This is a genomic window from Paenibacillus abyssi (assembly GCF_014640295.1).
GTDB classification, from domain to species: domain Bacteria; phylum Bacillota; class Bacilli; order Paenibacillales; family Paenibacillaceae; genus Paenibacillus_D; species Paenibacillus_D abyssi.
This window is the reverse complement of sequence record NZ_BMGR01000027.1, coordinates 14,767-27,040: the sequence shown is the minus strand read 5'-3', so window position 1 is coordinate 27,040 and position 12,274 is coordinate 14,767. Positions and strand designations below refer to the sequence as shown.

The 12,274-nt window shown below is 50.5% G+C and carries 13 protein-coding genes; 9 read left to right on the top strand and 4 right to left on the bottom strand.

The annotated features are described in order from the left end of the window. Nucleotides 1-213 precede the first annotated feature (213 nt). Complete coding sequence (locus IEW11_RS24425) at nt 214-1,194, top strand: C40 family peptidase (protein WP_229725676.1); 981 nt, start codon at nt 214-216, stop codon at nt 1,192-1,194. A gap of 59 nt (nt 1,195-1,253) precedes the next feature. Here IEW11_RS24425 and IEW11_RS24420 read toward each other — a convergent pair whose 3' ends face one another. Then, nucleotides 1,254-2,312, bottom strand: coding sequence for a ThiF family adenylyltransferase (locus IEW11_RS24420; protein ID WP_188533712.1), 1,059 nt, complete (start codon nt 2,310-2,312; stop codon nt 1,254-1,256). Nucleotides 2,313-2,328: 16 nt separating this feature from the next. Beyond that, a complete protein-coding gene (locus tag IEW11_RS25265) occupies nt 2,329-3,063 on the bottom strand; it encodes a molybdenum cofactor biosynthesis protein (RefSeq protein ID WP_188533711.1) in 735 nt (244 codons plus the stop codon). A 169-nt stretch (nt 3,064-3,232) separates the two neighbouring features. Here IEW11_RS25265 and IEW11_RS24410 point away from each other — a divergent pair, with 169 nt between their 5' ends. The 8 genes from IEW11_RS24410 to IEW11_RS24375 all read left to right on the top strand — a co-directional run bounded on the left by IEW11_RS24410 (nt 3,233) and on the right by IEW11_RS24375 (nt 10,589). Next, complete coding sequence (locus IEW11_RS24410; RefSeq protein WP_188533710.1) at nt 3,233-4,675, top strand: bifunctional metallophosphatase/5'-nucleotidase; 1,443 nt, start codon at nt 3,233-3,235, stop codon at nt 4,673-4,675. A 203-nt stretch (nt 4,676-4,878) separates the two neighbouring features. Then, the gene (locus tag IEW11_RS24405) at nt 4,879-5,991 is read left to right on the top strand and encodes an HD-GYP domain-containing protein (RefSeq protein ID WP_188533709.1); all 1,113 of its coding nucleotides are present in this window, start codon (nt 4,879-4,881) and stop codon (nt 5,989-5,991) included. 238 nt (nt 5,992-6,229) lie between these two features. Further along, nucleotides 6,230-7,366 (top strand): radical SAM/CxCxxxxC motif protein YfkAB, encoded by a 1,137-nt coding sequence (yfkAB, locus tag IEW11_RS24400; RefSeq protein ID WP_188533708.1) that lies wholly within the window; start codon nt 6,230-6,232, stop codon nt 7,364-7,366. A 33-nt stretch (nt 7,367-7,399) separates the two neighbouring features. Beyond that, on the top strand, nt 7,400-8,431 hold the full coding sequence (gene ytvI / locus IEW11_RS24395) for a sporulation integral membrane protein YtvI (RefSeq protein WP_188533707.1): 1,032 nt from the start codon (nt 7,400-7,402) through the stop codon (nt 8,429-8,431). A gap of 146 nt (nt 8,432-8,577) precedes the next feature. After that, a complete protein-coding gene (locus IEW11_RS24390; protein WP_373289394.1) occupies nt 8,578-8,787 on the top strand; it encodes a spore coat associated protein CotJA in 210 nt (69 codons plus the stop codon). Beyond that, the gene (locus IEW11_RS24385) at nt 8,784-9,047 is read left to right on the top strand and encodes a spore coat protein CotJB (RefSeq protein ID WP_188533705.1); all 264 of its coding nucleotides are present in this window, start codon (nt 8,784-8,786) and stop codon (nt 9,045-9,047) included. Before IEW11_RS24390 ends, IEW11_RS24385 begins: the two co-directional genes overlap by 4 nt. An 85-nt stretch (nt 9,048-9,132) precedes the next feature. After that, on the top strand, nt 9,133-9,702 hold the full coding sequence (locus tag IEW11_RS24380) for a manganese catalase family protein (protein ID WP_188533704.1): 570 nt from the start codon (nt 9,133-9,135) through the stop codon (nt 9,700-9,702). A gap of 239 nt (nt 9,703-9,941) precedes the next feature. After that, complete coding sequence (locus IEW11_RS24375; RefSeq protein WP_188533714.1) at nt 9,942-10,589, top strand: HAD family hydrolase; 648 nt, start codon at nt 9,942-9,944, stop codon at nt 10,587-10,589. A 53-nt stretch (nt 10,590-10,642) separates the two neighbouring features. Here the strand turns inward: IEW11_RS24375 and IEW11_RS24370 are convergent, their stop codons facing one another. Together IEW11_RS24370 and IEW11_RS24365 are read right to left on the bottom strand one after the other, a co-directional pair. Further along, nucleotides 10,643-11,776: a YheC/YheD family endospore coat-associated protein gene (locus IEW11_RS24370; protein ID WP_188533703.1), complete on the bottom strand. Its 1,134-nt coding sequence runs from the start codon at nt 11,774-11,776 to the stop codon at nt 10,643-10,645. Then, nucleotides 11,749-12,273 carry a GNAT family N-acetyltransferase gene (locus IEW11_RS24365; RefSeq protein WP_188533702.1) on the bottom strand — a complete coding sequence of 175 codons (525 nt, stop codon included), beginning with the start codon at nt 12,271-12,273 and terminating at the stop codon, nt 11,749-11,751. Before IEW11_RS24365 ends, IEW11_RS24370 begins: the two co-directional genes overlap by 28 nt. Nucleotide 12,274 lies beyond the last annotated feature (1 nt).

The following is a 12,274-nucleotide window of genomic DNA, read 5'->3' as shown; positions in this document are numbered from 1 at the left end:
TCGTCTTTTTTGTTCAATCGCTTTTTCATACTTCAAAAATCGGAAGTTATTCAGTGGCCTCGAAATTTTCCAAGGGGGTTATTGTTGTTTTTATCATTCCATTCGTAACGGCTGCCGCATGGAAGTTCTCTTGCTGACGCATATTTAATGCCCTTTAGATTCATCCTATTAATGGTGTTGAAGACCATTCAAAAGGATAAGGGGAGAAATGTAATGAAGCGTTGGCGTTGGTTAATCGTTCTGCTCTGTATGATGATGATCATGCAGCTTAGCGCATGCTCTTGGAGAGGGGGGGATGGGCCTTCGAATCGTGATGGCAGCGGCAATATCGGAATGCTGGAAACAGGCCAGTCTGCCGTTGACGTGATCGACCTGGGCGGAACGCCATATGTGGATGTCTCAAAGATGGCGGGGCTGATGGGATTTCAAGCAGACTGGTCAGAGGACGGCACGCAATTATTAATCGGCGATCATGACGTGATTTGGTCGTTTCAACCGGATTCAAGAACAGTGGTGAAAGAGGAACAAAAGATACTGATGGATGCACCGGCACATAAGCGCCAATCAAGCCTGGTTATTCCAAGCTCAGCGGTTCAGCCATTATTTGGCGACGAAGCAGTGTTTACAGTCGATTCAAACCGGGTATCGATTTTTCCGACGCCTGATTATGTGGATCCCGATGCAGCACAAGGTGACGCATTTCAGGATGATCTTCAGGATCCTTCTTTAAAACCATCGCTACGAGCAGAGGATTCCGGAACATCAATCACCCCACAATCTGTGGAAATGTTCGCTGCCACAGGCAGTAAAATTATTGCCGATGCAAGAAAGTATATAGGCGTGCCGTATAAATTTGGGGCGGGACCCTATAATCAAACGAAAAGGTTCGATTGCTCCTCCTATACAAGATTCATATATGCGAAGCATGGCTATAACCTGCCAAGAACAGCTAGAGCACAAGCGGTAAAGGGCACCTATGTACCGCGATCCAAGCTGAGGACCGGCGATCTCATGTATTTCTATGTCCCGGGACGGTTTAAAAGCAATAAAAAGATCGGCCATGTCGGTATCTATATGGGGAATCAGAAAATGATCCACTCCAGTCCGCTGCCGGAAGATGGCGTCCAGATTACGAATATTAATAAAGCGTATTGGAAAAAAACGTATTTATACGCCAAGCGGTTAATAAAATAAATGCAAATAAATGAGGGGCTCTCCCTAGTCGTTAGACTTGCGGGAGAGCCCCTCATTTATTAAATCCCCATTATTCGGCTATAAATGGTTTTGGCCTTTACGGGATCGTCTGTTCCTTGAATCAAGCAGCGGCCATCTTGAAAGAGGACGATTGAGATTTCATCGTCTACGCGAAGCCGCAGCAAATAAGGGTTGCGTTCGATCGGGCCTACTGGCTGCAGGCGCTCTGCCAGCTCTTCCAGGGTTAAATGGCTGGCAACTGCCGGGGTGATCTGAATCGTATTGCGGCCGCACAGCGCAGCTGATGTTTGTTCTCCGGTCTGCTCCAAAAAGCTGTACCGGTTATGTCCGCACGTTGGGCAGTCCGGTCTGCGCGAGCGCGCAATCGAGATCGGCGTCCAGCCGTTATTCCACAGGTCGACTTGCAGCAGTGTTTTGTGCTGCTTGTCTTGGTTGCCGGACAGCCATTTCAGCGCTTCAGTCGATTGGATCGAAGCGATGATATCAATGATTGGCGCGATAACACCCGCTGTCTCGCAAGTATCCGTCGTCCCGCCTGCGGGCGGTTCGGGGAACATACAGCGGTAACACGGTGTGGATTGGGGAATGACCGTCATTGTCATGCCGGAAGCGCCGACAGCTGCGCCATAAATCCATGGGACATTGTGCTTAACGCAAAAATCATTGATTAGATAACGGACGGAGAAGTTATCGCTGCCATCAAGCACCAGATCAAAGCCTGACAATAACAGTTCTGCATTATCCGGCGTGACATCTGTGACGATGGGTTCAATGGAGACACTGTGATTGATTTGACGCAGGTGCGCAGCTGCCGCTTCAGCCTTCGGCAGCAGCAATCTTGCATCCTCTTCTGTATAGAGCATTTGCCGCTGCAAATTGCTCCATTCGACAAAATCACGGTCGATCAGCCGGACCCGGCCCACGCCCGCTCGCACAAGATGCTGCGCAAGCACACAGCCGAGCGCACCCATGCCAACGATGACTGCAGACGATGATCCCAGGCGAGTTTGTCCGGCTGCTCCGATAGGCTGAAAGCGGATCTGTCTTGCATATCGGGTGCTTGAATCTATTGTTGGTTCTGTAAAAGCCTCAGACATGAATCGAAATCTCCTTTTATAGCGAGGAGACAGGATTCCATGGGCCTAGTTGATGCCCTTTCCATTCGGAACCGTCTTCCCATATTTCTTTTTTCCAAATGGGTACGATTTGCTTTAGCCGTTCAATTGCATAACGGCTGGCTTCGTAACAAACATCGCGATGAGGCGCGGAAACGGCAATGATAACGCTCGCCTCGGCTAATTCCACGACACCGATCCGATGTGCGATGGCGCAAAGCGTTCCCGGCCATTTCTCGTCAATTTCTTCGCCGATCTGGCGCAGCGTTCGAACAGCCATCGGGACATAAGCTTCGTATTCCAAACGGATGGTTCGCTTGCCTTGCGTCCATTCGCGCGTCGTCCCGATAAAGGCAAGTGATGCGCCATTTGCCGGGCTGATGACGAGCGATGAGATCTCATCGACAGACAAGGGAGCATCGGTAACTAGATAACGGGAATCTTCAGACCTGCCTTCATGGATCACTTCCGTATCCTCTCCGCCGGATACGGGAGGCAGCAGCGCGAGCTCGTCGGAAGGGGTAACGGTATCATGATCGGAAGCATAAGCTTGATTGCATGCCAGGAACGATACGCGGATGACCTCCTTGTGCTGGGGATAAAGGTCAGCAATGCGCTGTTTTAACGCACTGACTTGAAGGGACTGATCGTTATCGGCGGAAAGCGTTATTGTCGGCTGGCCGATCCGTTCGGATAATCCTGCGAATAACTGAATGGTATACGTCGTTTTCATGGTATATTACCTCACAATGAGCTAGTAGTGATATGTTATAGCATACCATAAAGCATTAAAAAATGTTATGCTATTAAGAGCTAAGAAAGCAGTACGGCAGTCGCCGGGAGCAATCGGCAAAGCTTTGCATCATGCAGAGATATTCTAAACATCAGCCAAGGAGGAAGGCATGAAATACAAGCACGATCTTTCTTCGCATGTCGTCCTGCTTCACAGCAATGATATTCACAGCCGGTTGGAGCAAGCCTCCAAAATATCAACCTATATTACGGAAGAACGCCGGATGGTCGGGAGTGACAGGCTGCTCGTCGTTGATTGTGGTGACCATATGGATCGAATGAGAATGGAAACCGAAGGCAGTGACGGGCGTGTCAACATCGAGCTGATGAATGAAGCCGGTTATGAAGCGGCGGCGATCGGCAATAATGAGGGACTGACATATAGCAAAGAAGAACTGGAGCGCGCTTATCGGTCCTATGCGCGTTTTCCAGCTTTATGCGCCAACTTGTTTGATCGGGAATCCGGGGAACTCCCCGAGTGGCTCCTGCCTCGATTGATTATCAATAAGAATGGCTGGCGCATCGGTTTAACGAGCGTTACGGCACAGTATGATTCGTTCTACAGCTTGCTAGGCTGGGAAGCGCGTGATCCGTTTGCTGCGGCGGCGGAGCAGATAGAATGGCTTCGCCCGCGCGTTGACGTGGTCGTTGTCGTATCGCATCTAGGGCTGTCTATGGATGAACGTATGGCGGAGCAGATTGGGGGCATTGATCTGATTCTGGGAGCCCATACGCATCATCTGCTGCTCGAGCCGATCATGATCGGCGATACAACCATTTGCGCAGCCGGCAAATTCGGCGAGCATCTCGGGCGCGTTGAGATTGCGATGGATCCAATCTCCGAACGCCCGGTCTTCCGCGCATCCTGCGTGCCGATGGCCGCATACGCGGAAGACCCGGAAGCCGCCGCGATCATCAGCGGCTTCCGGGAGACGGGCGAGCGCCGCATGAGCCGGGTGATTGCCCGGCTTGATGCGCCGCTGCCCGTCCAATCCGAGCGCGAATCGCCGCTCGGCAACCTGCTGGCCGCCGGCCTGCGCCGCTGGACCGATGCCGAGATCGGCATCGTGAATGCGGGGCAGCTGCTGGGCGGCTTGGCGCAAGGCGACGTGACAGAGGCGCAGCTTCACGCGCTTTGTCCGTCGCCGATTAATCCTTGCCGCATGCTGCTGAGCGGCCGGCATATCCGGATCGCTCTTGAAGAAGCGCTCCTGCCGGAATTTGTCGAAATGCCGATTCGCGGCTTTGGCTTCCGTGGCTTAGTGTTAGGAACGCTTGCGGTGGACGGCATGGAGATCGTCTATAATCCAGAGCTGCCGGCATATGGTAAAATCGTGGACATGAAGGTCGCCGGAGCGCCGTTTGACGAAGATCGAAGTTATATCGTTGGCACGATTGATATGTTCACGTTCGGCGCAGGATATAAGAGTCTCAAGGAAGGAAGGGAAATTTCGTATTGCCTGCCGGAGTTCATTCGCAATGTTTTGGCGGAGCAATTAATTGATCAGGCTGCCGTGAAGGGGGCGTCTGTTTCCCGTTGGTCTATTGGTTAAATCTGTGTTTTAACTGGTTCCTTTGCTCCTTTGTCAGGGATGGCAAGGGACTTTTTTATCATTATTTTCATATATTTGTCGGAGATTGCCGAAAACATGGTTGATCTTTCAAGGAAAATCCCTTACATTAACATTACGAAGTAATTTTACCGATAATAATGTTGTGGATTTACGATAATAAAGGACGGGCAGGGATTAGTTCGATGCGTTTAGTGCCCATAAAGATGTGCCGGCCTGGCATGAAATTAGCAAAAAAAATATTTTCCGAAGACGGGCTCGTCCTACTTGGGAAGCATGTCGAATTAACTGATCAGCTCATCCGCCGATTGGGCGAGTGCGGAGTGAGCTTTGTTTATATTGAAGATCCGATGACTGCGGATTTGTTCATTCCGGAGCTAATTACTGATGAAACGCGAATTCGCGCGCTTAAGGAAATTAGAACGGGCTTTAAGGATATGATGGGCGCTTCGAAACGAAAGGGCATGACTTATCCTTACATTGCCAAGCAGTTTCAACAAATAATGACCATGGTCATGGATGAAATCAGCGGCCAGAAGGATGCCATGATCATGCTGATGAACATGGGGGTAGTCGATCATTATTTATACCAGCACTCATTGAATGTTTGTATATACACAACACTGCTCGGCATGTCTGTCGGATATACCAAGGATGAATTAATGACTCTGGGGATGGGCGCGCTGCTGCATGACATCGGCAAAACCCAGATCTCGAGCAATGTGCTGCTCAAGCCTGGACCGCTCTCTGAGGAAGAATACAATGAAATGAAACGGCATACCGAGAGAGGCTTTCAGCTGCTCAAGGATGAGCCGAATATTCCGCTTATTGTTGCGCATTGCGCGTTTCAGCATCATGAAAGGCTCGATGGCAGCGGATACCCGCGGGGCATTCGCGGCGATGATATTCATGAATATGCCAAATGGATCGGCCTGGTCGACTCGTACGATGCAATGACTACAGCCCGCGTATACCGGGGAGCGATGCTTCCTCATCAAGCAATTGAGGCTTTATATGTAGGGACTGGAACCTTGTATGAACAGAGGATGGTTCAAGTATTCCGGGATAAAGTCGTCATCTACCCGCTCGGAGTCATGGTCAAATTAAATACAGGGGAGAGCGGAGTCGTCGTTGATTACCACGCGGCAAGCCCGCACCGGCCGATTGTCCGCATTTTATATAATGAAGCCGGAGAGCCGCTGCAGGTTCCCTATGAGAAAGATTTAACCAAGCAATTAACGACAATGATTGTCAGTGTTAATGATGACGAGGTCACGCCCGCTTCGGCAGGCGTATAAAACTTACAGGAGCCGCGAGGCTCTTTTTTTGTTCGCCGCCTGCGGATCTCCCGAGACGGCGGCAGCCGGTTTCTGCTTGCGCCAACAGTTCACTCCCCTGGGAGGGAGAAAAACGTTATTTGCAGTACACCGGGAAATTTAATGCCTTCCAATGTCTTCTTTCATTTGCAACCTGAGGCTTCGCACATTACAATAGGAAAGTAAGGTCACAAATCAAATGTCAGGTGCTGATTTTTTTATGCATACACTCACCACAGAGAACCGTTTTAACAATCTTCCCGAGCTTTCCCCCGCATGGGATCCGTGGGATCCGATCCGTTCGCTTACCCGCTATGGAAAACATGTGCTAACCAGTGTTGAAATGACCGTATCGAACCTGTGTAATATGCGCTGCGAGCATTGTGCGGTCGGGGATACGCTTGTTTGGAATGAGCCGGATAAATTACCATTAACGCAAATGCTTCACCGGCTGGAGGAAGTCGAGCATTTAGAGACGATTTCGATTACCGGCGGCGAGCCTTCTTTCGCTGCACAAACGGTAAAAGAATATATTATCCCTCTGCTTCGTTATGCCAAGGAAAGAGGCATCCGCTCGCAGATTAATTCAAATTTGACATTGGATTTTGAGAGATATGAGCCGCTTGCGCCATATTTGGACGTCATGCACATATCATTTAATTACAGGAATGCGTCCGACTTTCACCAGATCGGTTTTGCCAAGTCGCCTCATCAGATGCCATACGATACTGCGGCCAAGCTGTATAATCGGATGATGGAAAATACGCGCCGTCTAAGCGATGGGGGCATGCTCGTCTCTGCAGAATCGATGATCAACTATCGAACGCACAAGCATATTGACGAGATTCATAAGCTCATACTCGAAATGGGCTGTAGGCGGCATGAGGTGCATCCCATGTATCCTAGCGCCTTTGCGGCGGACCTGCCTATGATCTCCCGCAGTGAAATGCTGGAGGCGATAGAACGGCTTTTGGAGGCTAGAGATCCGAAGGTGTGGATGCTGTTTGGCACGCTACCTTTCTACGCATGCAGTGACAATGAAGAAGAACGTGCGCTGCTGCGCAAACTCAAGGAAGCACCTAACGTTACCGTGCGCAATGATCCGGACGGACGTAACCGCTTGAACGTTAATCTGTTCACGGGAGATGTGTTCGTTACCGATTTTTCCGATGTACCCGCTTTTGGTAACATTCGTGAAGACCGGCTGGACGCTTTGTTCGAGCGCTGGCTTGGCGATTCGCTTGCGCAAAGCGTGGACTGCCGGTGTCTGTCAGCAGGATGCTGCGGACCTAATCTGCTTGTGAAGGATATGTATTACAAAGAGATGGACTTCAAACAAAGACGTGCCGTGATGTAATTCACTATGGACCGCTGGGAGTGATCGGGTAAGATGTCGGTAAAAGCACTTGTCATGATAGGCGTAGGGCTCGCGCTGCTCTATTTGTTTTTTACAGTCGGCGCGCCGTTCATGTTAGCGCTCGTCGTAGCGATATTCATGGAGCCTTTGACGCAATTGTTCATTCGTACTTTCCGGACGAACCGCCTTGTCGCGGCAACCATCTCAAGCACGTTGTTTACAATTGTGCTGATCGGCTTGATGGCGCTGCTTGGCGTGAAGGTCGTGGCGGAGCTGATTGCTTTCTGGGATAAAGTACCGCAGTATGTCGGCGAAGCCAACACTTATGTTCAACAGACGATTTCCAATCTGGAGGTTTATTTTTCCCGATTATCGCCAGAAGCGGCTGCTCAGCTGGAAAGCTGGATTTCGAACTTTTCCACTTCGATTACCGGCATGGTGACTAGCATTTCCGGTTCGTTTGTCAATTTTGCCAAGAGCATACCCGGCTTGTTCATATTTTTTATTGTGTTTCTGGTTGCGATCTACTTGTTCAGCTACAGCTTGAATACGATGAAAGCGACGTTTCTTTCTTTGTTCGATGAGAAATCCAGAGGACAAGTTGATAAAGTGCTGCAAAATCTTCGCAAATCGATTTTTGGATTTCTCCGGGCCCAGTTTATACTAAGCTTGATGACGTATATCCTTTCACTGATCGGCTTGCTGATTTTAGGCATAAAATATCCGCTTGCGATCGCGTTATTAATTATTGTGGTTGATATATTGCCGATTCTTGGAACAGGCTCGGTACTCGTGCCATGGGCTACATATTTGATTTTCACCGGAGATCCTTATACCGGGATTGGTCTGATTGTGTTGTTTCTGGTCATTACCGTATTTCGCCGTGTTGTGGAGCCGAAGGTGCTTGGCGATGCGGTCGGAATCAGTGCTTTGGCGGCTTTAATCAGCTTATATGTCGGTTTTAAGCTTGTAGGCGTGATAGGGGTATTTATCGGTCCGCTCGTCGTCATCATCTACATTGCCGCACGAAAAGCCGGATTGTTCCAGGAAAAAATCAAATTATAATTGCCCTCGATTTAAGATGCTGTTATGGCGGGTTGCCGCTGTGACAGCATCTTTTTGTTTGCGTAGATCACCTTAGGTAGGCTGCTGTCATAGGATGGTAATGAAAGCAGATCACGTAAGGAGGAAAGCTCGCAGTGAATAACCAGATGCGTGAATATTATCCGTTCGTCGGCCCGTTTGATCCCTGTCCGCCGATCCGGGTAAAAACGTATGTCGTACCGCCTAATCAGTTCATTCCCTATCAACCGATGAATTTACCCCAGTTCCCGCTTCATGAAGCATTAAGGCGGGGGACCCTATGGCCAGCCCTATTCAGTCCATACCCATCCCGCTGCAAAGGGGGGTATCCGCAATGAGTACGAAGATGGACAATTATTACTATGAAAAGCTGGAGGAGCTGCAGCAGCTTGATTTTGGTTTAGTGGAGCTTACGTTGTATCTCGACACCCATCCCAATGATTTGCAGGCTCTGCAGCAGTTTAACCAATTGGCGCAGCAGAGGCAGCAGTGTGCACATCAATTCGAGATGAGGTACGGCCCGCTTTTGCAATACGGGCATAGCTTATCGCGATATCCTTGGCAGTGGGTGGATACCCCGTGGCCTTGGCAAGTATAAAGACAAGAGGCTATGGAGACGAATCAGCGGGTTCGCATGTTAGAGAAAAGCGGGAGACGATAAGCCGCGGTGTGGAGGAATCGATATGTGGATTTATGACAAAAAGCTGCAGTACCCTGTCAGGGTGAGCAAATGTGACCCTCAGATGGCAAAATATTTAATCGAGCAATATGGAGGGGCGGATGGCGAGCTCGCCGCAGCGCTTCGTTACTTAAATCAGCGGTACACGATACCGGATAAGGTGATTGGCCTGCTGACGGATATTGGAACAGAAGAATTCGCCCATTTGGAAATGATCGCGACTATGGTCTACAAGCTGACGAAGGATGCGACACCGGATCAAATGAAGGCTGCCGGACTGGGCGAGCATTTCGTTAACCATGACAATGCGCTGTTCTACAATAATGCGGCGGGAGTTCCATGGACGGCTGCTTACATTCAAGCCAAGGGGGATCCGCTGGCTGATCTCTATGAGGATATTGCTGCGGAAGAGAAGGCGCGTGCGACGTATCAATGGCTCATCGATATGACGGATGACGTCGACCTGCAGGACAGCCTGAAATTTCTCCGTGAGCGCGAGATTGTGCATGCGATGCGTTTTAAGGAAGCGGTGGAAATCATCAAAATGGACCGCGAGACGAAGAAAGTATATTGACTCACCAGCCAGGTGAGCCGGCGCCTAAGTTATGGGAGCAGTTGCCTGCCCACTGATCTCTATGAGCAACGGAGCGAGAACCGCCGGCGGTTCTCGCTCTGTTGCTCATGTCCGATTATTTTTATGCGATATAACCACTTTATTACTTGTCGCACCGACTCCTTTTAAGTATGATATAGGGCAAGGATAGAAAGGAGTGTGCCGGATTGACAACAAAACAATTTAACAAGCCGCAGGCAATGATATTCGATATGGATGGCACGCTGTTTCAGACGGAGACCTTGCTCGTTCATGTCCATGATCGGCTGTTCAAACAGCTGCGTGAAGAAGGCTTGTATCTGAAGGAAACGCCGCCTGTCGAACGTTTGATTGCATGCCTGGGGATGCTCCTTGAAGATATTTGGCGCCGTGTGATGCCGGATGGCTCAGAGGCCGCCCATCGCAGGGCGGATGAGTTAATGCTGCAGTATGAATTGGAAGGATTGGAAGCCGGACAAGGGAAGCTGTACCCCTATGTGGAACAAACGCTGCAGGAGCTTCACTCCCGCGGGATCAAGCTGTTTGTGGCCAGCAACGGGCTGGAGGATTATGTGAAAGGCGTTGCACGCGCGAAAGGAATTGACCAATGGTTTGACGGCCTATACAGCGCCGGTGAATTTCAGACGTCATCCAAGGTGGATCTGGTTGCGAAATTATTGCAAGACCACAATATCCAAACCGCTTGGATGGTTGGCGACCGTTCCTCAGATGTTGAAGCGGGTGTGAACAATGTGCTGACTGTCATCGGGTGCCAGTATGCTGGCTTCGGACGCGAATCAGAGCTGGAAGGCTCGGATGCGATCATGACTGATTTCCGCGAGCTGTTAACCTTTATCGAAGAAGAATAATGACTTTCCGCTGCTTGCGGCCATACTGCCTGTCAACAATCTAAAAAGATCCCTCATGATGACGAGGGATCTTCTTCTTCTTCTTTAATCCGCGACTTTTGGCGATGCAGCCACAGGGCGTATTCCAATGGGCGAATGATCGCTTTACGGTACGTATTGTGTTCGCCAGCCCGGGCGAATACCTCACGGGCTGGCTTCGGATTGACTTCCAATAGCCAGATCCGCCCATTCTGATCGATAGCCAAATCAAGCGCGAGCTCACATAAATCGCTATAGGATGATTCCAGAAATTCCGCGATCTGCACACCGAGCTCGGAAGCCTCCTTTTCGATCTGATCGACCTTCGCTTCATCCCTAATCCACCTGCTCAACAACGAGTGCATGGAAGCGGCCTTCCCGCCGCCATGCAAGTTCGAGGTGATGCTGCCCGGTGCCCCGACTCTGCCGGCACAGCCGGTCAGCTCCCATTTCCCTTGCGCGTTTTTCTGCACCAGCATGCGATAATCGTGAACCCGGCCATTCGGCAGTTTGATATGGATGCCCTGTTGAATGACGTACCGGTGGTTTTTCATTTCCCATGCGGCAAGCTTTTGAAGCAATTGCGAGGAGGATACCATCTCCGGTTTAATGATCCGCCTGGAATGATCCCGTCCTTGAATAAGCCATAATTTTTGAGGTTTGCGCTCAATGCGCAGTATTCCTCTTCCTCCCGTACCGTTTATCGGCTTCAGATAAAGCAGCGGATATTTGCCGATCATTTCACGCAGGTCATTGCTGTTTTCCACGATTTTGGTAAAAGGCAGATGAGGCCGAAAGCGGGCTTCCCGGCTGAGGGTTTTATAGACGGTCCATTTATTGCGAAGCGGCCGGTTCAAAAAGGTTAAATGTCCATACTTGGCCCGAAAGCGCAGCAGCTGCTCGAACCGGTGGCTGCGCTGAATGCGGCAGCGGTCATAGATCATATGAGGAAATCGGCGCCATTTGCGCGACCATACCTTTGTGACGGGGTCATACAACATCGCGTGGATACGGTTCTGCTGATAATTCACGTCCTGGGGCGTAAACACGAAGCAATCCAGCCCTAATTTCCGGCCCGCAGTAATCATTTTCTGATAGACAAGCCGTTCCTCAAGCAGCCGGTCATCGTTCAAATAAAGGGTTAGAATACCGAGGCTGGGCTGGGCCATGCTTCTACCCCCTCGTTTAAGGATCGGCCGCTTGCGCGCCCTTCAAATTGTAACGTCGGCTTGCCGGTTGGTCCGGGTGACAGACCGACAGCAACCATGCCGGCGCGGAAACATGCGGCCATACTTGCAGGATTGTCAGCCGCTACATGGCACACAAGCTGACCGCAGCGCTCTATCATTGCTTTCATCATCGTTCCGGCAATGCCTTGGCCGCGTGCATCAGGCCGGACAACAAGCAGACAAGCCGCTTGCCCGCAGTCCACTGCCGCAGCGAATCCAACCGGCTTTCCGTGCTGAAGGGTAACAGCGACTACGGATCCGGAATTTGGGATGTTTCTCTCGTATAATCCCTCTTGGGCGAGTTGATCCGGATCGAGAGATCTTAGGGCAGATAATCCCTGTAAAGTTAGCCGTCGATCGCCATGCCGAATCGCAAAGGCAGTTAGGCGATATCGTGTGGCACGCCACTCCTCCGGTGTGAGAATTTTAACGATCACA